The sequence below is a fragment of the Rhizobium sp. BK212 genome, assembly GCF_014197475.1.
GTDB classification, from domain to species: Bacteria; Pseudomonadota; Alphaproteobacteria; order Rhizobiales; family Rhizobiaceae; genus Rhizobium; species Rhizobium anhuiense.
On the sequence record NZ_JACIFS010000012.1, the window covers coordinates 17,654 to 36,625 of the forward strand.

The window sequence follows — 18,972 nt, forward strand, 5'->3', positions numbered from 1 at the left end:
CGCGTGGCATTCAACGCGGTGCCGGTTCAGCAGGCCACGTCGGTAAGATGCATCAAGCAATCCGCGCCCCTATGGGAAAGGCTGGTATCGGACAGCGTTTAGCTGGGGTGTCTGTCTGGAGTTCCATATATCATGCAGCAGCGCCGCCTTGCGAATCAAGGATCAAGGCGCGGCAGGTCTGAACGGCCGCATGTTAAACCAATTGCCGCCCCGATACCATCTCAATCGAACTGCCGAAGGATATCGGGGAGAGGGCCGTCTTCAGGCAATAACGGCGTCTCTGTCCGTCATTGGGCGTTCCGATGCCTACCAGAAGACGTCCTTGAAAACGATATAAACGATAAAGGCGAGGCTGATTGCCGGCGTCAATTTCACCAGAAAGTCGATATATCTGAACTTGCCGATATGCCGGGCCAGGCTTTTCCAGGAATGAATGTTTACCGTGGAAGGCATCATGCCCTCCCTTGGTTGGGGCTGGGGAACTCTGACGACCCCTGGTGGCAGCGCCCGTTCACAAACTGCCGCCATAGCAGATATGGGCTCCAATCGTCGGCGCTACAAGTCGTGGCGAAGTGGCGGTCCGGCTGAGATCGCAAAGAGGCGCACGATCGCACAGCGCGGCGCGGGCATGTCCGGGCGGCTGGGTGCCTCCGGACAGGATTGCGCTTTTACCTCAACCATCGCTTCGATCAGTTTCAGCCGATCGAGTTTCCGCCGTTGATCGTCATAGAGCCTGCCCAACAGCGCGTAGGCCAGTCCCGCGGGGCTGCCCTTGAGCGACAGTCTCCTGACCACCGTTTCCTGATCGGCAACGCGGCGCGCGGCCTTCACCACATGGCGACGTGCCAGCTTCAGGTCTTTCGGGCGGTATCGGGTCGAGACCATGAGTTTTGCTCCCCCAGTCGTCCGGCAACACCAGGACGATGGCCGTTTCAGCTTGCCGGCGCGATGCTTTCCAGCGATTAGCGAAAATCTTCGGCCCTAAGGGTGAAGTTGTTGCCACGCCGATGCTGATAGACTCTCGATGCGGCTTCCTGAATCGAGGAGCGCGCGGCATCGAAGGCATTGAGGTAGGCGGCCTCGGAAGAGTCTCGCGTGATCGCGCTGCCGAGGGCCGCGTCTTCGACCAGAAACCTGACCTCGAACATGCCGTCATAGCCGGTGAAGCGGACACCTTTTCTGGCTTCGTCGAAGCTGCGGCTTCTGTTGGGAAAAATAAGTGCCATTGCGGTTGTCCTTGGAAGTGGGCACGAGTCGATGTGAGGACCTCGGGCCTGGCGATGATAATGGATGCACGATGGCGATCAGCCTGCCGGCCTGTCCGGCCGTCTGCAGGTCTTAATGGATGGTTTGCACGATGACCCGGCTTTCAAGCAAGGCTTCCGATGTCTTGATCAAGCGCATCGTGCCCGTGATGACCTCATCCGAATAGAGAGAATCGGCACGGGAGATTTCGTCCGTCATGTCGTGGAGAACTTTGTTGATCTCCAGCAGCGGCGGCACGAATTCGACCAAACCTGCTGCTGCCAGCCCGTGCGTCAGGCGGGCGATCGCTTCTCTCAGGTGGTTGACGAGCGCACGTCTTTCCACCGCCAGTGCTGACGGCTTTGTGAGGGTCGCTTCATCGTTGAACTGCATGATGCGTATCCTCCTCTATCTAAAATGGGTTCCGCCACGGCTTTATCAATGGCTGCTGCCGAATGAGGTTGCGGTCAGGTGGCAAAGAGCGCAAGCTGATCCATCGGCGGGCACGAAGCGGGCACCGCTGCTTGGGGCGCGCCAGTGAATACTAGCGCCAGTAAACCCTAGCCCCAACGAAGGAGGACGCATGTCTTCCACATCTGACCAATTCTTCGATATCGACAATTTGAGGATGCTCGATCGCATCCTGCGAAAGGCCGGCTTTCGTGGCGGCGAAACTTACGCGACCGATGATGGCGAGATCCGCGCGACGAGTTTTCTCATTCATTGTTTCCAGACGGGCATCGTCGATGAGGCTGCGCTGAAATCGGCTCTGAAAATGTATCTGGCAACGCAGCTGAGTTCCGGTCCGCTTCCTCAGGCGATGGAGGATGGCTCTTTTGCAAGATGGCAGGATGACGGCGGCGCCCCGACGAAAGCCTATCGGATCGCGCGCTATACGGCGCCTGGGCCCACGACCGCATCGCTACGGCCGTTGGGCTACCGTTTTCCGAAGACCAGACTGCCTGAACGCGTGTTCGAGATCCCCTGAACGGATCTTGCAGCGACGTCGCCCGGCTAGCCCCGGTCGATCGTCGCGATGACATGACGAACAAGGAAGAAGACATGCCTCGCAATCACGCCGATCAAAGGGACGGGATCGGGAAACGCAAGATCACCGCCGTGCGCAACAGCGCAACGGTCAGCCCGACTGCCGACGATCTGATAAGCCAGGCCCGTCACGCCCGGTCACCGTCGACGGAGCAGGGGATTGATAGCCCTGATGACCAGGCCTATGGCGTGGCCCGCACGCATAAAGGTCCCTTCGACAACGCGACGGCATTCAGCGCTCCCACTTACGAGCATGATCTGCCGACGCGGCAGCAATTGGAGGCCGCGCAACGCAGCCAATCCGATGCGATCAAGCAGCAAGAGGCAAACCGCCAAAAAGGCAAATCCCGCATTCGCGCCAAGGCGACGAAGCTGAAATCTCCCTGAGCGGAAATGGAACGGACTGCCGGTCCGTCGAAAAGCCCGCTCCAGGCAGGCTTCCCATTTCATGGCACAGCTCAGGCGACCTCACGCAGCCCCAACGGCACGGCGACGAAGGTCTTGTTGCCGTCGCGGCCATCTTAGGCCGCGGTAAAGGGCACGGCGACAAAGGTTTTGTTGCCGTCGCGTTCGACGAGCAGCAGCACCGATTTGCGGCCTGATTTGCCGGCCTCCGCAATCGCGGTCTTGACGTCGCGGGCATTGTGGACCGGCCTGTCGTTCACCGAGACGATGACATCGCCGGACTGAATGCCGGCGGCGGCGGCCGATTTGTCCGGGTTGACGTCGGCGACCACCGCGCCGCTGATCGAGCGCGGCAGCTTGAGCTGCTGGCGCACGTCGGGCGTCAGATCGGCAAGACCGATGCCGAGGCTCGGCTGGCCGCTGCTCTGGCCTTGAGTGTCGGGGCTTTCGGCTGCCGCCTGCTTCTGGCCGGCCTCATTGGTGCCGACGGTGACGTTGAGATTGATCGTCTTGCCGTCGCGCCAGACGCTGAGAGCTTCCTTGGCGCCCGGCGACAGGTCGGCCACCAGCCGCGACAGGTCCTTCGGCGTCTTGACGGTCTGGCCGCCGACCGCAGTGACGATATCGCCGGGCTTCACGCCCGCACGCGCGGCCGGCGTATCGGCGGCAACGGCGGCAACCAGCGCGCCGTCTGCCTTATCGAGGCCGACGGCATCGGCGACATCCTTGGTGACCGGCTGGATCTGCACGCCGAGATAGCCGTGATCGATCGAACCGTCCTTCTGCAGCTTGGCGACGATTGCCTTGGCCTCGTCGGAAGGAATGGCGAAGCCGACACCGACGCTGCCGCCGTTCGGCGAATAGATGGCGGTGTTGATGCCGACGACATTGCCGCTGCGGTCGACCAGCGGCCCGCCTGAGTTGCCATGGTTGATCGGCGCGTCGATCTGGATGAAATCGTCATAGGGCCCGCTGTGCAGGTCACGGCCGCGCGCCGAGACGATGCCTGCCGTCACCGTGGTGCCGATGCCGAAGGGGTTGCCGATCGCCAGGATCTGGTCGCCGAGCTTCAGCCTATCGGAATCGCCCCAGGCGATGGTCTGCAACGGTTTGCCCGCCTCTATCTTCAACACGGCGACATCGGATTTCGGGTCGGTGCCGATCAGCTTGGCCGGCAGTTCCGTGCCGTCATCGAGCGTCACCTTGATGTCGACGGCATTATCGATGACATGGTTGTTGGTGACGATCACGCCGTCGGGGCTGATGATGAAGCCTGAGCCGAGCGCCATGGCCTGCTGCGAAGGCCGGTTTTTCGGTGCCTGGTGCGGCAGCGGGATGCCCTGATCCTCGAAGAACTGGCGGAACTGCTCGTCCATCGGCGACTCCTGCTGATCGGCGCTGACATCGGTCGCCTTCATGGTCGTCGTGATGGTGACGACGGCAGGTTTGTCGGCGTCGACGATGGAGGCGAAGGAGCCGCTCGGCGCGAGAACGCCGCCGGCATCCGAAGGCGCGGCAAAGGCGCTGGACGAATTGATCGTAAAGGGCAGGCATGCGGCGCCGGCGATGATGGCGGCCCCGACAAGAGCTGCGGTGCGATGTTTGTGGAGGATAGGTGACATGGCGGTGATCCCTTGGACGGTGGTCCCTGGCGAGAGCGTTGGTTTTGGATGGCGTCGTGGTTCCATGTCCTGGGACCTGGCGTCGGATGGCGTTTGGCGCCAACTGCTTTCATCGCAGCGCAGTCGTCGGGGGGACGGCGACCGGGCGAATGGAAGAATTCGCGCTCGGGATTCATATGATCGCGGCCAGCGGATTTACAAATTAAATATTGATCATGTTTATATTGCCGATTTGTAAGATATGACGGGGATTTAATCTTCGTCCCCAATGCTTTCGGGCTGGCTGACGCTTCCGGAAATTCCGGCCGGTTTTGCCGCGCCCGAGTATCCTCCGCGACATTTTCATTTGAAAATAAATGGACTTATTCCAGGCTGCGGTGATCCGATCGCCGCATGGACCCGTAATTTGCCGACGGACAATCCTGCTGCTGTTTCTGGACGTTGTTTCCCCGGAACCTGTTGCTCATACAAAATGTTAGTAGACTCTAAATTATTTCTTCTTCAGAAAGTGAAAATCGCGAATCGAAGGCAGGTGAGTCTCGCGTGCAGCATATGAGGGATGATGGGCAAGTCAGTGGGGCCGGGGCGGAAGGCCAGGCGCGGCGCGCATGTAAAGTTGAGCGATGTGGCGAAAAAGGTGGGGGTCAGCCCCATCACCATTTCGCGCGCGCTTCGCAATCCTGAAATCGTCTCGGAGGATCTGCGCGAGACCATCCTGCGTACGGTGAGCGAGATGGGTTATATCCCCAATCTCGCCGCTCGCGCGCTCGCCGGCCGCCACAACGGCGTCGTCGGTGTGATCACGCCCGCTTTGCACCAATACGGCTTCGCCGACCTGATGATCGGTATCGAGACTCGCTTCCGCGACGCCGAGTTCACCGTTCAATATTCCAGTACGCTGCACCATGCCAAGGGCGAGGCCGGCCTGCTGAAATCCTTCCTGACACAGAAGCCGGCCGGGGTGATCATTGCCGGCGCCGAATCCTATAGTGATCTTCTGCCGCTGATCGGCAATGCTGCCTGTCCGATCGCCCATATCACCGATCTCAGCCAGGAGCCGGAAAAGCTGGTCGTCGGCCTCGATCATCATGCCGCCGGCGCCGAACCCACCCGCTTCCTGTTGTCGAGGGGCTATGAAAGGATCGGCTTCATCGGCCGCGGCGGGGATGTCCGCTCGCGCCGCCGCATACAGGGTTATGAGGCTGCGATGCGGGAAGCCGGGCGTTTCAACCCGGATCTCGTCATCGGCGGGGATGCGGCAAGCCGCATCGGCCTCGGCAGGGAGTTGTTTTCCCGGCTGTTGCAGCGCGTGCCCGATATTGATGCCGCCTTTGCCCAGAGCGACGAACTGGCGCTTGGCGTCCTCATCGAATGCAAAGCGCGCGGTATCCGCGTGCCGGAGGATGTCGGCATCTGCGGTTTCAACGATTTGGAATTCTCTTCCTTCACCGAGCCGACGCTGACGACGGTGCACTTACCGCGTTACGATATCGGCTATCGCGTCGCCGACATGCTGCTGCGCGCCATCCGCGACGAACCGCCAGGCGAAGACAAGGTCAACTGCGGCTTCTCGATCATCCCGCGCGGCTCGACGCGCTAAGCCGGTCCGATCTGCCGAATGAAATGCGACGAACCTGTCGTAGGCTCGAACTAGGCACAGATCGGATTAGTCCCTATACGGAGGGAATGATGATCACTGTGCTGAAAAATGGATAACACAGGACTGTCTCTCGACAGAATGCGCACATTTGTTCGCGTCGCCGAACGCGGCAACCTGTCGATGGTCGCAAGAGAGCTAGGTATCGGTCAATCCACCGTGACGCGACACCTCAATGAACTTGAGGAGGCTGTTGGCGTCCCGCTTCTCAGCCGAACCACGCGTCGCGTGACCCTTACGGACGAAGGTAGTCGCTATTATGCGAACTGCCTTCAGATACTGCGCCTGGTCGAACAGGCCGCTGAAGAAGCGAGAGATGCCCGTCAGGCGCCTGCCGGTGCTGTTCGACTTTCTTGTACGGCTGCGCTCGGTGTGATGCACGTCACGCGCCTCATCTTTGAATTCCAGGACAAGCATCCGGACATCAGAGTCGACCTCAACCTGACGGACGAGCGCATCGACCTGGTTCGCGAAGGTGTTGACGTGGCACTTCGTCTTGGACCTCTCGCGGACAGCGCGATGAAACTTCATGCGCTCGGAGAAAGCCATCGGCTGCTGGTGGGCGCTCCGACTTATTTGTCCGTTCACGGACGGCCGCAGCACCCTGCCGATCTGTCACGCTACGAAACCGTCGTGATGTCCAATGTGGCGGGGAGCGATCGGGTCGTTCTTTCCTCTCCCGATGGCACGAGCCTGATAATCCCGGTCAGTGGGAAGCTGCGCGTCGATCACGGGCTTGCGGCGCGCGAAGCCCTTGCCGCTGGACGCGGCATCGGTCCTACACATCTCTGGCTGGTCCACGATCTTCTGGATGACGGCAGGCTCGAGGTCGTGCTTGGCGACTATCGTCCTTCGCCGATTCCTCTTAGCTTGCTGATCGTTCCGGAGCGTGCGGCCATTGCCCGTGTCCGGCTTCTCGTCGACTTTCTTGTCGCCGAGGTTTCCAAATTGCCGGGAATCAGGCCATCGTAAGTCTTTGTTTTTAAAGATGTCGTTATCGCAAAACCGCTGCACAGCTTTGCGCGACATGCCTCAAAGTCCGAAGGATCGCTTATCGCCACGCCACCCCGTCGTCCTGAGATATTGTTCCCAGTTGAGCGTTTCGGGGTTCAGGCGACGGTTCCAATCGAGGTCGTGCGCCTTGCCGAAATAGCCATATTCGACAGCATATTCGACCATTCCCAGAAGCTCTCGAACGAGAAGTTCGTTGGCCGCAAACTCTGGAAAATAGTGCAGCAGGCCATCCCGGGTGAAAGCGTTTCGATATTCGGCCTTGAGGCCGGTCACGCGCTGAAAGGTTTCGACCATCTCGCGCGGAGAAATGATGTCGCCAACGATCGGCAGCGTTTTGCAGTTATAGCGCTCGGGGTTTGAGAAAATTTCGAGGACGACCGGCCCGGTCGCCGTCAGCGGATCGACAAAGGGCGCTCGGAAATCTTCAGGCAGATAAACCGGCAGGAGCAGCGTATCACCCTCCAGGCGAGGCACGTAATATTCGAGAAGATTCGTGTAGAAGAATGCCAGCATGACGAAGGAATGAGAGATCTGCAGGCCGCGAATATAATCTGCGACGCGCGCTTTGTCGGTAAAATGCGGCGCATACTTCGTCCCACCGGTAATCTTGTCGACATCCTCAAGCGTGCTGAAAACAATATGCCCGACGCCGGCCTCGACGGCGGCATCCGCCAGTTGCCGGCCGAGAGCGGCCTCGATGGTTGCTGGCGGGGCGATCGGCGGCGTCATCAGAAATGCGCCATCGGCGCCTTCGAAGGCAGCGACGAGGTCCTTTTGACGGCCAAGTTCGAGAGGGACGGCTACGATTTCGGCGCCGCCTTCCTCCAGACGTAACGCTTCGGGCGAATCCTTTTTCCGGGTCAAAGCACGCACCCGGAAACGTTGGCTCTGAAGGAGTGTCGCGGCGACGCTGCGCCCCTGTTTGCTCGTTGCGCCGGCAATCGCGATAAGTGGCTTTTCATGTGCGGACATAGAGCTTCAAACCTTTCCCTGTCATTTGACGCCGACTGCGGTGCAAGGCGTCATTTTGCGGGAGGGCGGTCGGCCTGTGCCGAGAGCCCACCTCAATGGCGGGCACCCTATCTCAACAGGTTCTATGGCTGTAGATATCTGAAATACATAACATAATGCCATTTTATGGATAAATGGTGCCGTCCAAGCGTCGTCGAAACCCGCCCCGAGGACGGAAGCGCCGACAGCGATCCATAGACTCTGCCGGCGCTCTTTCTCTGAGCAATCAAGGTATCAGCAGAATACTGCCCGCCGAGCGTCCCGATTCCATCTCTTCGTGCGCCTTGGCAACATCGGCCAAACGATACTCAGCACCGATCTGCGAAACGATCCCTGTTTCCATCGCCCCGACGGCAGCCAGAGCAGCCTCGCGATATTGTCCGACGTCGGTGCACCAGGCCATGATGCTCGGATGGCAGAGCGCCTTGCCCGGGCGAAGTTCCTCGACAGGCACCGGTGGAATAGCACCGGCGGCCTGACCGATGGTGACGGCCATGCCGAATGGCCGGACAGAGCGTATGCTTTTGAGAAGTGTGTCGCCGCCGATCCCGTCATAGGCGACGTCGACGCCAAGTCCGTTCGTGAGCCGCTTCACCTCGGCGACGATATCGGCGCCTCGTCCAACAATAAGGTGATCGGCCCCATAAGATGCGGCGAGTGCGGCCTTTTCCAAAGAGCTGACCGTCCCGATCACGGTGGCATCGAGCGATCTCGCCCAGCGAACGAGGATGCTCCCAAGCCCACCCGCAGCCGCATGGATCAGAACCTGAGTGCCTGCGCGCACATTGTAGGTCTTTTTCAACAGCATGTAGGCGGTCATGCCTTTGAGCAGCGAACTCGCTGCCGTTTTCGCTGAAACGGCATCAGGAAGTTTTATCGCCCTTTCAGCAGCAATATTCCTGGTAGAGCGATAGGCGCCAACCGGAGGCCCTGCATAGGCAACGCGGTCACCTTTTTGGAAGATGGAGACGCCAGGACCGACATCGTCGACGATGCCTGCCGCCTCGGCACCGATCACCGCGGGGTAGGAGGGCATGGGGTAGATGCCCTTGCGGTGATAGACGTCGAGAAAGTTGGTTCCGATCGCCTGATGACGGATTTTTATCTCGCCATCACCGGGAGGCTGACAACGGTGATGCTCAACGCGGAACTGGGTGACGTCACCGGGGGCGTCCAGCCATATGATTTGGTCAGTCATCTCGTCCTCCTTCATGGGCACAAATTAACCGGTGGCCTGATGTGTGAAAATTCCCTATTGTTTCACAATGATTGGGAGAGAATTCACAAAGATCGATTGGGACGACCTTCGGCATTTCCTGGCGCTCGCGCAGTCGGGAACGTTGCTTGGCGCCGCAAAGCAGCTCGGCGTCGAGCATGCCACGATCAGTCGGCGGGTTTCGTCGCTGGAAGCCAGCCTGGGGCGCAAGCTCGTAGACCGCCGCGGACGGCGCATCATTTTGACCTCGGACGGAGAGCAGGTCGCCAGGCACGCAGCTCTTGTCGCGGTACAGACTGCGACAATCGAGCAGCTTGGTCGCAGCAGCGCCACGGAATTGCATGGCCATGTGAGGATCAGCGCGCCTCCCGCTCTCTCAAGCGTACTCCTGGCAAAGCCGATCGCGGCCGTCAGGCGAGACCATCCGGGTGTTCAGATCACGCTCGTCGGAGAAAAGCGCATGGCGTCCCTGAACAGACGAGAGGCGGATATCGCCGTGCGCATGTCGCGCCCCGAGGACGGCGATTACGCCATCGTCAAGCTCGGCGAGACAAGTTTCCATCTCTACGCATCACAGACCTATCTCGAAACGGTTCCACCGTCGGACTGGACCTTCATCGGTTACGACGAAACCATGAACGCCTCGCCGCAACAATTGCGGCTGATCGAACTGGCCGCCGGCCGGCCGATCGCCGTCAGGTCGTCCGTTCTGGAGTTTCAGGCCGCAACCGCAAGACTGGGCGCCGGTGTCGTCATGCTCCCCGATTTCGCCGTCCCGGAGTTCAGCGGTCTCCAGCGCATTGAGAACGAACAGGCTTTGACACGAGAGGTCTGGCTGGTTGTCCATTCTGACATCAAAGATGTCCCCTCCGTCCGCGTCGTCGTCGATGCGCTGAAAACCGCTCTCGGGAAATAGTCAGGTCAGTTGGCTGGGTCGCAAAGCGCCAGAAGCGATGGCTGCCCTCCTACGGTCTCACGGCACCACGATCAGCCCTCATCCCGAGGTGCGGGGGCCAAGGGGCGAAGCCTCGAAGGACGGGGGCGGGTGCTGAGCAGCTACCGTGATACTGCCGGAGCACATACGCCGTTTTATCAATAGGTTACGGTGTGCCTGGACACCAGATGATAACGCAAAATCATTAGGTTTTCTTGAAAAGTGTCCAGACCTATTTAACTCGCTCGGACAGCCCGGCCTAACCCCTTTTGGCAATATTGACTCCGATCTGCATCCTGCCAATCTGCATCCATACGTTGGAACCAATGGGAGGTTCTTGTCTTGGATGCAGTATACCCTGGGCATGAAGCAAGCGCTCATGATATTCTGGAACTGGCATCGTATTACCGAACGGCCGCGACTTTGCTTGGGGAATGCTCCCCTCGGGGCAAATCGCTGTCGCACGCTCCGCGCCGGTTTCTGGCCCTCCACTCGATCGAGCTCTACCTGAATGCGTTTCTGCTCGCCAAAGGGCGTGACCCTAAGGTGATCCGCGGCCTTCACCACGACATTGGCGAGCGATCGCGATGGGCGAAGGAAGCGGGTTTAATCTTCCGAAAGCGAACGGAGGAACACTTGGCGACGCTGTCCTCCAACAGGGAATATCTGGTCACAAGATACGATCCGGCCGCCGCGCTGTCGCAGGTCAACCGAGTGATGGCGACGCTCGAAGAGTTATCGCAGAAGGTGAGGAAGGTCATCGACGTGGATAAGTCGAACAACGGCAAAACTGCCGGTCCAAACCTGGGAGCATCGGCGATTCGTGCCATGACGCGTTGATGGAACCGGGCGTTTCCAACGCTTGAAGCGAACGGCGCAGGGCACCACCCATTACCCCGGAAGAGATGCCGGCGACCGTGTTGTTGGTCCGGGTCGATCAGGATGAAGGAGCTGGAATTGCGGTTCTGCTCATAGGGGTCGATGATCGCCGCTTCGTCGAAGACGAGCCGGACTTTGCCGATGGCGTTCATGTAGAGCCGCTGGGCGGCGTTCCAGCTGCCGGTCTTCAGCTCCAGATCGTTGTCAATGCACGACTTGGGAAGCTGCCGACATCAATTCCTGGGAATTCAGTGCCTTGAATGTCTGGAGCCCAGCCTCCAGGACTTCAGTGAAGCTCCAGCGTACGATGCCCTCCCGGTCGATGAGGAACTGACCGACAAGCTGCCCGTGGTCGGCAGTCATCATCTGCTGATCGGCTTCCGTAATTTGATATCCTTCCTTCTCGTTGATGAATTCGTCCATTGCCATCACGCTCATAGGTTCGGGCAACTCGCCCGGCAGGTCGATCCGTATTGCCATGACCGTGTCGATCCCGACCTCGCGTAGGCCGAAGGCTTGGTGCGAAGCCCTTATCGGGTCGGAAGCGGCAAGAAGATCGGGTATCGGATGGTAGCGGAAATAGAGCCGCGCGCGTTCGACCGGGGTGTTTACCACCGCCAGGGATTGGACGCCTTTTTCACGCAGCATCGGGTTGAGATATGCCATGGCCGCGACATGGCGCCGGCAGAACGGGCAATGCAGGCCCCGAAACAAACCGATCAGCAATGGGCTGCGGCCACGAAAATCATCAAGTGCGATCTTCCCCTCGCTCGAGATCGCATCAAACACAACGTTCGGGACCCGGTCGCCCGGTTGTAGCGGATGGTCGACATGGCTCGTGGACATTGGACAACCTCCTCGCTCGGGGATCAGTCGAGAAAAGGCGCCGAGTTAGTGCATCGAGGTCGAGATTGAGCGCTGCAAGGCCTGACCTCTCGTCTTACCGCACCGCCTGGATCCGATCTAAGAATGGCCCCACATTGGCCCGCGGGCAAGCGGAAAACAGCGAATCGTGAATTGGAAAAGTCCGTTTTCTGCAAACTCTGATTTTTTTAGCGGCCGTAGAGGCCGACACAGAAAATTGAGCTGGGGAAGCCCCTATCGCAAAGTCTCAGGTTCTGATCGGTTGTTGGCCGTTCGGCAGGGAGTCCGCCAGCCGCAGCCAGAGGATTCGGCCTCGGTAAGGGGCCAGTCTTGCTGGCCCCTATCCCTCATCAGATATCGCTTGCGGCGCTCGACCAGAGATCGGCCGCTTCGGCGGCCGTCATGCGCCGTACCTCGGCCTCATGGCTGCGGCTGGCGAAGAGTTCGCTTGCCATGATCTGCTCGGCAAGATCGGCCGGAAGCGAGAGGATGACGCGGGCTTCGCCATTGTGGAGGCCGCCGAGTTCGGTGCGCTTGCCGGTCACCATGCCGCCGGCGACCGTATTGTTGGTCTCCGGATCGATCAGGATGAAGGAACCGGAAAGCCGGTTCTGCTCATAAGGATCGAAGATCGCCGCTTCGTCGAAGACGAGCCGGACCTTGCCGATGGCGTTCATGTAGAGCCGCTGGGCGGCGTTCCAGCTGCCGGTCTTCAGCTCCAGCTGGCTGAGCGGCTGCACCTGCACACGCTGGCGGCGGCTGCCGCTCTTCAGCCAGTAGCGCTTGCCGGGCTCGATGCCCTCGGGCTGGAGTGCGACGATCTGCGCGTCGAAGGCAAGGCCGACCTGCGGCTGGGCGTCGATCGAGACGATCATGTCGCCGCGCGCCACATCCACCTGGCGGTCGAGCACCAGCGTGATCGCGTCGCCGGCAACGGCGGCATTGCGCACGAGATCGAAGGTGACGATCTTGGAGACGTTGGCGACCATGCCCGACGGCAGGATCATGACGCTGTCGCCTGGTTTGACCGAGCCGCCGGCAACCGTGCCCTGATAGCCGCGGAAGCTTTCGCCGGGACGCGAGACGCGCTGCACGGAAAGACGGAAGCCGACCGTCTGCGACGAGCGCACGGTCGCAAGCTCCAGGGTCTCCACCAGCGTCGGGCCGGTATACCAGGGCATGGCGGCCTGGCCGGGATAGACGACGTTTTCGCCCTTCAGCGCAGACATCGGAATGGCGGTGATCTGCTTGACGCCGAGCGACAGGGCAAATTCCCGGAATTCGTGGCTGATCTTGTCGAAGCCGGCGCGGTCGTAGCCCGTCAGGTCGATCTTGTTGACGGCGAGCACGAACTGCTTGATCCCGAGCAGCGAGGCGATCGTCGCGTGGCGGCGCGTCTGCTCGAGAATGCCGAAACGCGCGTCGACCAGCAGGATGGCGAGATCGGCGGTCGAGGCGCCGGTCGCCATGTTGCGGGTATACTGCTCGTGGCCGGGCGTATCGGCGACGATGAAGGAGCGCTTGTCGGTCGAGAAATAGCGATAGGCGACATCGATGGTAATGCCCTGTTCGCGTTCGGCCTGCAGGCCGTCGAGCAGCAGCGCGAAATCGGGCAGGCCGAGATCGTTCTGCTTGCCGGTGGAATCGCGCTGCAGGGTGGCGGCCTGGTCTTCCTTGACCGCCTTGGTGTCCCAGAGCAGGCGGCCGATCAGGGTCGACTTGCCGTCATCGACGCTGCCGCAGGTGATCAGGCGCAGCGGGCGCGAGTCGCGCAGAGCTTTCTGCTGCTCGGCGGCGGGCAGGTTGACGACGGTGGCGGCCGAGACGGCGGTTTGGGCTGCGGTCATCTCAGAAATATCCTTCACGCTTCTTCTTTTCCATGGAGCCGGACTGGTCGCGATCGATGGCGCGGCCCTGGCGTTCGGACACAGTTGCAATTTCGAGTTCGGCGATCACCTCTTCGAGGGTGGTGGCCTGGGAGCGGATGGCGCCGGTCAGCGGGAAGTCGCCGAGGGTGCGGAAACGAATCATGCCTTCCTGGCGGACCTCGCCGGGCAGCAGCTCCAGGCGCGGGTCTTCGGCGAGGATCATCATGCCGTCGCGCTCCACGAACGGACGCTTCTTGGCGTAGTAGAGCGGCACCAGCGGAATGTCCTCGGCCTGGATGTAGCGCCAGATATCGACTTCGGTCCAGTTCGACAGCGGGAAGGCGCGCACGCTCTCGCCCTTGCGGATCATGCCGTTATAGATGTTCCAGAGTTCCGGCCGCTGGTTGCGCGGATCCCAGCGATGGTCGGGCGTGCGGAAGGAATAGATGCGCTCCTTGGCGCGGCTGGCTTCCTCGTCGCGCCGCGCGCCGCCGAAAGCGGCGTCGAACTGGCCGGCATCGAGCGCCTGGCGCAGGCCTTCGGTCTTCATGATGTCGGTGAAGGCCGCCGATCCATGGGTAAAGGGCGTGATGTTTTCGGCAGCACCGCGCGGATTGATGTGCTCGATCAGATCGAGATCGTATTTCTTCGCGGTCTCGTCGCGGAAGGCGATCATCTCCCTGAACTTCCAGCCGGTGTTCACATGCAGCAGCGGGAAAGGCACGCGGCCGGGATAGAAGGCCTTGCGCGCCAGATGCAGCAGCACCGAGGAATCCTTGCCGATCGAATAGAGCATGACGGGACGCTCGAATTCGGCTGCAACCTCGCGGAAGATATGGATGGATTCGTTTTCCAGCGCCTTCAGATGCGGGTCGAGCGGCGCCTTGGCGCTCTGGGGATTGCTGAGTTCCGTATCGAGACGGCTATCGGGCATGTCTTACTCCAGACTGTCGGTCGGTCGTTTGCGGCTCACCGCAAACAATTCCTTGATGTGGCTTCCCCAAGAATGTTGCTTTCCCTGGGAATGTTGGCTTTCCCAAGGCTGCGGCGGTCGCCGCGCCTTGATTTTTGGGAAAGCCGTGGGGTGATTTACTGTGCGGCGATCGCCGCGGCCTCTTCGGCGACATGCAGGCCGCATTCGCGCGTTTCGTCCTGCTCCCACCACCACCGGCCGGCACGTTCCGGCTCGCCGGGCTTGATCGCCCGCGTGCAGGGCTCGCAGCCGATCGAGGGATAGCCGCGCTGATGCAGCGGATTGACCGGCACGCCGTTTGCGGAAACGAAGGCCTTGATCGCCTCCAGGTCCCAATCGGCGAGCGGATTGACCTTCAACAGGTGGCGTTCGGCATCATACTCGGCAAAGGGCGTTTCCGCGCGGTTGGCCGATTGGCCGCGGCGCAGGCCGGTGATCCAGATCGCAGCACCCTCCAGCGCGCGGGCAAGCGGCTTCAGCTTGCGCACGCCGCAACAGGCATGCCGGGCTTCGACGCTCTCGTAGAAACCGTTGAGGCCGTATTGCGCCGCATAGGCGTCAATATCGGCCTTCTCCGGCTCGAAGCGGTGGATGCGGATGTCGTACTGGTTTTCGGTCTCGTCGATCAGCGCCAGCGTTTCGGGAAACAGCCGGCCGGTCTGCAGCGTCGCGACATCGATCGGCAGGCGGTGCGTGCCGATCTCGGCGGTGATCACCTGGTCCTCGATGCCGAGTGACGTCGTGAACACCACGCGGCCGCCGAGGCCGGAGACCAGCGACAGACGTCCGGCAAGGTCGAGGCCCGCCAGCCTGTCATTCAGCGCCTTGGCTTCCGCAATCGGCCCTTCTTCCAAAATTGGATTGATAGCAGTCATGAGAATCCTGTCCTTCGTTGACGGGAGTATCGCAGTTCATACGGGGATCGGACAGAAAAAGGGATTTCGAAAGCTGCGGCCGGAGGAGCAAATATCTCTCCGAAGCTGCCGCGATGCAGAAAAGCAGCCGCATGCGGATGAAAATCCACATCGGCAGCTTGAATGTCTATAGAAATAGTAGAGTTACACGCAGCCTGTCAATCCGAAATCTGAAGTGATGCCGAAAATGGTGCGGAAGGCGCGGTTTTGGCATAGATTAAGAGAGCTTGGCCGAGAGCAAAAAACAAGGCCAAAACGCTTGTCTCTCAAGGCTTTCTCCAGCGCGTTCAAATTCGGTTCATGCTGGTTGTGCCATAGAGGTGAAAGTACTTCCGTAGCAGTGCGGAAATTCGCGCTGCCTGTGTGTGTCGATGGTCAAAAATGATTACGCAAAAGGCGAAATATGCGCTGCGGGCGCTCACGGTCTTGGCTGACGCCGATGTCGGAGAACCGGTGATGATTTCCGATATCGCGGCGCAGCAGAAGATCCCGAAGAAGTTTCTCGAACAGATCCTGCTCGACCTGAAACATCACGGCGTCGTCGCCAGCCGCCGCGGCAAGCAGGGCGGCTATCTCCTCCTCAAGCCCGCCCACACGATCACTTTCGGTGAGATCCTGCGCATCATCGACGGCCCGATCGCCCCGCTTCCCTGTCTCTCGATCACCGCCTATCGCCAGTGCGACGATTGCGACGGCGAACAGAACTGCCAGATCCGCCACGTCTTCGCCAAGGTCGCCGACGCCACCCGCAAGGTGCTGTTCTCGACGACCATCGCCGATGCCGTCGCTCCAAAACACAGCGCCGAAGTCACTCGGCTGCTGGCCTGAAGATCGCGCATCTTTCTTCAAGATTTGGTGAAATCCCTTTTCTTCCAGCCGGCATGCTCCACCTGCCTCCCATAGGGTAGGGAGGACATCATGTTCAGAATCTCAGCACAGCGCATCATCGCTGCGGCCATGCTGTCGACGGCTTTCGCCACCGGCGCCATTGCCCATCATGGCTGGTCCTGGGCCGAGGCGGATCAGATCGAGCTTGCCGGCACCATCGAGAAGATCTCCATGGGCGGGCCGCATCCGACCCTTGACGTCGCCACCGCCAATGACGGCGTCTGGCTGGTCGAGCTCGGCAATCCGCGCCAGACGGAACGCTCCGGCTTCGTCGAAGGTGTCGCCAAGCCCGGCGATAAGGTCGTGGCGCTTGGAAACCGTTCGCAGGATCCAAAGGAGAAGCGGCTGAAGGCGGTGCGCCTCACCATCGGCGAGAAGCGCTACGATATCTATCCCGACCGCATCAAGACGAACTGACCCGGGCCAACCGAGCTGTGATCGACATTCTCGAATGGCTGTCAGCCACGGCACCTGCGGTCGCGCTCCGGCGCTCCGGAACGCTCTACATGTTCGTCAACGCCGCCCATATCCTGGCGATTGGCCTTCTCGTCGGCGCCATCCTGCCGCTTGATCTCAGGCTCGCCGGCTTCTTCCGCAGGGTGCCGGTCGAGATCGTTGCGCTGTTTCTCTCCCGCTGCGCCGGCATCGGCCTTGCCGCGGCTCTTGTCACCGGCTTCTGCCTGTTCAGCGTCCGGGCGGTCGAATATGCCGGCAATCCCGCCTTCCTCGCCAAGCTCGGGCTGATTGCCTTCGGATTACTCAACGTGCTCGTGGTGCATACTGGGCAGGGTTGGCGAACGGCAATCACGGCCGGCATTCTGCGCCCTGCCATAAAGGTTTCGGCGGCTCTGTCGGCGGTGACATGGATCGCCGCACTTGTGGCGGGACGCTGGATCGGATTTCTCTGATGCGATTCGGCGACAAGGGCGGGGGTCAGCCTCTCAGCACGCGCCGCGCCTCGTAAGCTTCCAGGAACTCCGGAGAAGCGACATCATCGGCCAGCGCGCGAAGCGCAGAAGCGGAACGACCCAGGACCACCTCAACGCGTTGGTTAGCGTCAGCCCACAAGACCAAGGCCTCGTGCAGACGATGCTCACCAGACGTCGTCAGCGTCGCATGCTTCGTGCGGCCATCGTGTTCGTCCGGCATGAGCCCGACCAGTCCGTCCCGGACCAGCGGGCGAAGTGCGTGGGTCAACGCGGAGATGCTGACGGCGAGGCGCTCGGCCAGGGATTGCAGGGTAGGCCATTGATGGCCGCCTTCGCGCAACGCAGCTATCTGGGTCAGAAGCCCGACCTGGGTGGCCTTCAGGCCGGTTGGCGCTACCGCATCGTCATAGAGCTGGCCTAGTCGCCGTGACGCGCGTCGAAGAGCGGTGTTTGTGCACACAAGTTCGGACAGGAGTTCGGGCGGGCTCAGCCTGCCCCCACGCAGTTCCTCTCCAAGATTGCCAATCGAAAGTTTCTTACCCATCTCGCCAAAATAGTTGAGCACTCAGCCATTGACAAGGGTCAGATCTAGCCATACTTAAACTTGAGCACTCAACCAAATAGGAATTTGACATGTCTGTATCGCTTAAGCCTGTTGCCGTCGTCACCGGCGCCTCTGCCGGCATCGGCGCTGTGTACGCCCAACGCCTTGCCGAACGGGGCTATGACCTCATCCTCGTAGCCCGGCGCGCCGATCGTCTGAAGGCGCTCTCGGCCAAACTGGACGCTGCCCACGGCACGACAGTCGAGGTCGTGGAAGCAGACCTCACGAAAGATGCCGACGTGACCCGTGTCGAAAATATGCTGAAGGCGAATTCGGCGATCACGCTCCTCGTCAATAACGCCGGCAACTCAACGCTGGCTCCGGTGGCCCAGACCTCGGAGGAAGACGCGGCAGCGATGATCGCACTCAACGTCACCGCGCTCTCGCGCCTGACGCGTGCCATTCTGCCCGCATTCCTCGACCGCAACGACGGCGCGATCATCAATGTCGCTTCCGTCCTGTCCTTCCACGCCCTGCCCATCAGCGCGATCTACAGCGGCACCAAGGGCTATGTGATGAATTTCAGCCGGGGCCTGCAGCAGGAACTGGCTGAGACCAATGTCCGTCTGCAACTCGTCATGCCGGCAGCCACGGCGACCGAACTCTGGGATTTGTCAGGCGTGCCGCTGGCATCGCTCAACCAGGCGACGGTTATGACATCCGAAAACCTGGTCGATGCGGCCCTGGCCGGTTTCGACAAGGGCGAAGACATTACGCTGCCATCCGTTGCCGACGCCACTCTATGGGATAAGTTCGACGAAGCCCGATCCGCGCTCTTCGCCGCGACGCAGACCGGTGAACCTGCGCCCCGTTACCGCGCCGTCTAAGTATCTGAGGGATCGACCGCACGGAGTAACGCCTGCGCCGGCCGGCGTCGGAGGAGCCGTGCGGGAGATCGATAT

At 60.7% G+C, this 18,972-nt stretch carries 21 protein-coding genes and 2 pseudogenes; 10 read left to right on the forward strand and 13 right to left on the reverse strand.

The annotated features are described in order from the left end of the window. Nucleotides 1-306: 306 nt before the first annotated feature. The 4 genes and pseudogenes from FHT79_RS28175 to FHT79_RS28190 form a co-directional block, all read right to left on the reverse strand. On the reverse strand, nt 307-453 hold the full coding sequence (locus FHT79_RS28175) for a hypothetical protein (protein ID WP_183904565.1): 147 nt from the start codon (nt 451-453) through the stop codon (nt 307-309). A 74-nt stretch (nt 454-527) separates the two neighbouring features. Continuing rightward, nucleotides 528-885: pseudogene (locus FHT79_RS28180) on the reverse strand (hypothetical protein); the annotation flags it as partial. Nucleotides 886-962: 77 nt separating this feature from the next. Beyond that, on the reverse strand, nt 963-1,226 hold the full coding sequence (locus tag FHT79_RS28185; RefSeq protein WP_047614145.1) for a DUF1488 domain-containing protein: 264 nt from the start codon (nt 1,224-1,226) through the stop codon (nt 963-965). Between the two features lie 112 nt (nt 1,227-1,338). Continuing rightward, nucleotides 1,339-1,638, reverse strand: a complete 300-nt coding sequence (locus tag FHT79_RS28190; protein WP_047614147.1) for a hypothetical protein — start codon at nt 1,636-1,638, stop codon at nt 1,339-1,341. Between the two features lie 190 nt (nt 1,639-1,828). Here FHT79_RS28190 and FHT79_RS28195 point away from each other — a divergent pair, with 190 nt between their 5' ends. Together FHT79_RS28195 and FHT79_RS28200 are read left to right on the forward strand one after the other, a co-directional pair. Beyond that, nucleotides 1,829-2,233 (forward strand): hypothetical protein, encoded by a 405-nt coding sequence (locus FHT79_RS28195; protein WP_097595780.1) that lies wholly within the window; start codon nt 1,829-1,831, stop codon nt 2,231-2,233. 53 nt (nt 2,234-2,286) lie between these two features. Continuing rightward, a complete protein-coding gene (locus FHT79_RS28200) occupies nt 2,287-2,679 on the forward strand; it encodes a hypothetical protein (RefSeq protein ID WP_183904566.1) in 393 nt (130 codons plus the stop codon). Between the two features lie 134 nt (nt 2,680-2,813). On the opposite strand, the gene FHT79_RS28205 is transcribed toward FHT79_RS28200, so the two are convergent. Further along, nucleotides 2,814-4,319, reverse strand: coding sequence for a DegQ family serine endoprotease (locus FHT79_RS28205; protein ID WP_183904567.1), 1,506 nt, complete (start codon nt 4,317-4,319; stop codon nt 2,814-2,816). Between the two features lie 562 nt (nt 4,320-4,881). Here FHT79_RS28205 and FHT79_RS28210 point away from each other — a divergent pair. Together FHT79_RS28210 and FHT79_RS28215 are read left to right on the forward strand one after the other, a co-directional pair. Beyond that, entirely contained in the window at nt 4,882-5,919 is a 1,038-nt protein-coding gene (locus tag FHT79_RS28210) for a LacI family DNA-binding transcriptional regulator (RefSeq protein ID WP_048338313.1), read from the forward strand. A 108-nt stretch (nt 5,920-6,027) separates the two neighbouring features. Beyond that, on the forward strand, nt 6,028-6,948 hold the full coding sequence (locus tag FHT79_RS28215) for a LysR family transcriptional regulator (RefSeq protein WP_183904568.1): 921 nt from the start codon (nt 6,028-6,030) through the stop codon (nt 6,946-6,948). A 60-nt stretch (nt 6,949-7,008) separates the two neighbouring features. Here FHT79_RS28215 and FHT79_RS28220 read toward each other — a convergent pair whose 3' ends face one another. Both FHT79_RS28220 and FHT79_RS28225 read right to left on the reverse strand, forming a co-directional pair. Beyond that, nucleotides 7,009-7,962 (reverse strand): NmrA/HSCARG family protein, encoded by a 954-nt coding sequence (locus FHT79_RS28220; RefSeq protein ID WP_097595775.1) that lies wholly within the window; start codon nt 7,960-7,962, stop codon nt 7,009-7,011. A gap of 265 nt (nt 7,963-8,227) precedes the next feature. Then, entirely contained in the window at nt 8,228-9,199 is a 972-nt protein-coding gene (locus FHT79_RS28225) for a quinone oxidoreductase (RefSeq protein WP_183904599.1), read from the reverse strand. 67 nt (nt 9,200-9,266) lie between these two features. Here FHT79_RS28225 and FHT79_RS28230 point away from each other — a divergent pair, with 67 nt between their 5' ends. Together FHT79_RS28230 and FHT79_RS28235 are read left to right on the forward strand one after the other, a co-directional pair. Then, on the forward strand, nt 9,267-10,133 hold the full coding sequence (locus FHT79_RS28230) for a LysR family transcriptional regulator (RefSeq protein ID WP_183904569.1): 867 nt from the start codon (nt 9,267-9,269) through the stop codon (nt 10,131-10,133). Between the two features lie 360 nt (nt 10,134-10,493). Then, the gene (locus FHT79_RS28235; RefSeq protein ID WP_183904570.1) at nt 10,494-10,991 is read left to right on the forward strand and encodes a hypothetical protein; all 498 of its coding nucleotides are present in this window, start codon (nt 10,494-10,496) and stop codon (nt 10,989-10,991) included. 86 nt (nt 10,992-11,077) lie between these two features. Here FHT79_RS28235 and FHT79_RS28240 read toward each other — a convergent pair. The 5 genes and pseudogenes from FHT79_RS28240 to FHT79_RS28260 form a co-directional block, all read right to left on the reverse strand. Next, nucleotides 11,078-11,227 (reverse strand): annotated as a pseudogene (locus tag FHT79_RS28240) (sulfate adenylyltransferase subunit CysN); the annotation flags it as partial. A 7-nt stretch (nt 11,228-11,234) separates the two neighbouring features. After that, on the reverse strand, nt 11,235-11,876 hold the full coding sequence (locus FHT79_RS28245) for a peroxiredoxin-like family protein (RefSeq protein WP_063476602.1): 642 nt from the start codon (nt 11,874-11,876) through the stop codon (nt 11,235-11,237). A gap of 368 nt (nt 11,877-12,244) precedes the next feature. Beyond that, on the reverse strand, nt 12,245-13,741 hold the full coding sequence (gene cysN, locus FHT79_RS28250; RefSeq protein WP_168333899.1) for a sulfate adenylyltransferase subunit CysN: 1,497 nt from the start codon (nt 13,739-13,741) through the stop codon (nt 12,245-12,247). 1 nt (nt 13,742) lies between these two features. Continuing rightward, nucleotides 13,743-14,696, reverse strand: coding sequence for a sulfate adenylyltransferase subunit CysD (gene cysD, locus FHT79_RS28255; RefSeq protein WP_047614166.1), 954 nt, complete (start codon nt 14,694-14,696; stop codon nt 13,743-13,745). A gap of 155 nt (nt 14,697-14,851) precedes the next feature. After that, the gene (locus FHT79_RS28260; protein WP_047614167.1) at nt 14,852-15,610 is read right to left on the reverse strand and encodes a phosphoadenylyl-sulfate reductase; all 759 of its coding nucleotides are present in this window, start codon (nt 15,608-15,610) and stop codon (nt 14,852-14,854) included. 420 nt (nt 15,611-16,030) lie between these two features. Here FHT79_RS28260 and FHT79_RS28265 point away from each other — a divergent pair, with 420 nt between their 5' ends. The 3 genes from FHT79_RS28265 (at nt 16,031) to FHT79_RS28275 (ending at nt 17,445) form a co-directional block, all read left to right on the forward strand. Further along, nucleotides 16,031-16,477, forward strand: a complete 447-nt coding sequence (locus FHT79_RS28265; RefSeq protein WP_183904571.1) for an Rrf2 family transcriptional regulator — start codon at nt 16,031-16,033, stop codon at nt 16,475-16,477. A 90-nt stretch (nt 16,478-16,567) separates the two neighbouring features. Continuing rightward, the gene (locus tag FHT79_RS28270) at nt 16,568-16,954 is read left to right on the forward strand and encodes a DUF6152 family protein (RefSeq protein ID WP_025554871.1); all 387 of its coding nucleotides are present in this window, start codon (nt 16,568-16,570) and stop codon (nt 16,952-16,954) included. A 17-nt stretch (nt 16,955-16,971) separates the two neighbouring features. Next, complete coding sequence (locus FHT79_RS28275; RefSeq protein WP_183904572.1) at nt 16,972-17,445, forward strand: DUF6644 family protein; 474 nt, start codon at nt 16,972-16,974, stop codon at nt 17,443-17,445. A 25-nt stretch (nt 17,446-17,470) separates the two neighbouring features. Here FHT79_RS28275 and FHT79_RS28280 read toward each other — a convergent pair whose 3' ends face one another. After that, nucleotides 17,471-18,010, reverse strand: coding sequence for a helix-turn-helix domain-containing protein (locus FHT79_RS28280; protein WP_063476605.1), 540 nt, complete (start codon nt 18,008-18,010; stop codon nt 17,471-17,473). Between the two features lie 89 nt (nt 18,011-18,099). On the opposite strand from FHT79_RS28280, the gene FHT79_RS28285 reads away from it, so the two are divergent. After that, nucleotides 18,100-18,897, forward strand: a complete 798-nt coding sequence (locus tag FHT79_RS28285) for an SDR family oxidoreductase (protein ID WP_063476606.1) — start codon at nt 18,100-18,102, stop codon at nt 18,895-18,897. Nucleotides 18,898-18,972 lie beyond the last annotated feature (75 nt).

Bases quoted from the DNA above. Each gene is read 5' to 3' on its own strand.
- FHT79_RS28265 (WP_183904571.1), top strand. From the start codon at position 16,031: ATGATTACGCAAAAGGCGAAATATGCGCTGCGGGCGCTCACGGTCTTG.
- FHT79_RS28280 (WP_063476605.1), bottom strand. From the start codon at position 18,010: ATGGGTAAGAAACTTTCGATTGGCAATCTTGGAGAGGAACTGCGTGGG.
- FHT79_RS28270 (WP_025554871.1), top strand. From the start codon at position 16,568: ATGTTCAGAATCTCAGCACAGCGCATCATCGCTGCGGCCATGCTGTCG.
- FHT79_RS28190 (WP_047614147.1), bottom strand. From the start codon at position 1,638: ATGCAGTTCAACGATGAAGCGACCCTCACAAAGCCGTCAGCACTGGCG.
- FHT79_RS28245 (WP_063476602.1), bottom strand. From the start codon at position 11,876: ATGTCCACGAGCCATGTCGACCATCCGCTACAACCGGGCGACCGGGTC.
- FHT79_RS28175 (WP_183904565.1), bottom strand. From the start codon at position 453: ATGCCTTCCACGGTAAACATTCATTCCTGGAAAAGCCTGGCCCGGCAT.
- FHT79_RS28230 (WP_183904569.1), top strand. From the start codon at position 9,267: ATGATTGGGAGAGAATTCACAAAGATCGATTGGGACGACCTTCGGCAT.
- FHT79_RS28260 (WP_047614167.1), bottom strand. From the start codon at position 15,610: ATGACTGCTATCAATCCAATTTTGGAAGAAGGGCCGATTGCGGAAGCC.
- FHT79_RS28285 (WP_063476606.1), top strand. From the start codon at position 18,100: ATGTCTGTATCGCTTAAGCCTGTTGCCGTCGTCACCGGCGCCTCTGCC.
- FHT79_RS28195 (WP_097595780.1), top strand. From the start codon at position 1,829: ATGTCTTCCACATCTGACCAATTCTTCGATATCGACAATTTGAGGATG.
- FHT79_RS28185 (WP_047614145.1), bottom strand. From the start codon at position 1,226: ATGGCACTTATTTTTCCCAACAGAAGCCGCAGCTTCGACGAAGCCAGA.
- FHT79_RS28205 (WP_183904567.1), bottom strand. From the start codon at position 4,319: ATGTCACCTATCCTCCACAAACATCGCACCGCAGCTCTTGTCGGGGCC.
- cysN (WP_168333899.1), bottom strand. From the start codon at position 13,741: ATGACCGCAGCCCAAACCGCCGTCTCGGCCGCCACCGTCGTCAACCTG.
- cysD (WP_047614166.1), bottom strand. From the start codon at position 14,696: ATGCCCGATAGCCGTCTCGATACGGAACTCAGCAATCCCCAGAGCGCC.
- FHT79_RS28200 (WP_183904566.1), top strand. From the start codon at position 2,287: ATGACGAACAAGGAAGAAGACATGCCTCGCAATCACGCCGATCAAAGG.
- FHT79_RS28215 (WP_183904568.1), top strand. From the start codon at position 6,028: ATGGATAACACAGGACTGTCTCTCGACAGAATGCGCACATTTGTTCGC.
- FHT79_RS28220 (WP_097595775.1), bottom strand. From the start codon at position 7,962: ATGTCCGCACATGAAAAGCCACTTATCGCGATTGCCGGCGCAACGAGC.
- FHT79_RS28225 (WP_183904599.1), bottom strand. From the start codon at position 9,199: ATGACTGACCAAATCATATGGCTGGACGCCCCCGGTGACGTCACCCAG.
- FHT79_RS28210 (WP_048338313.1), top strand. From the start codon at position 4,882: ATGGGCAAGTCAGTGGGGCCGGGGCGGAAGGCCAGGCGCGGCGCGCAT.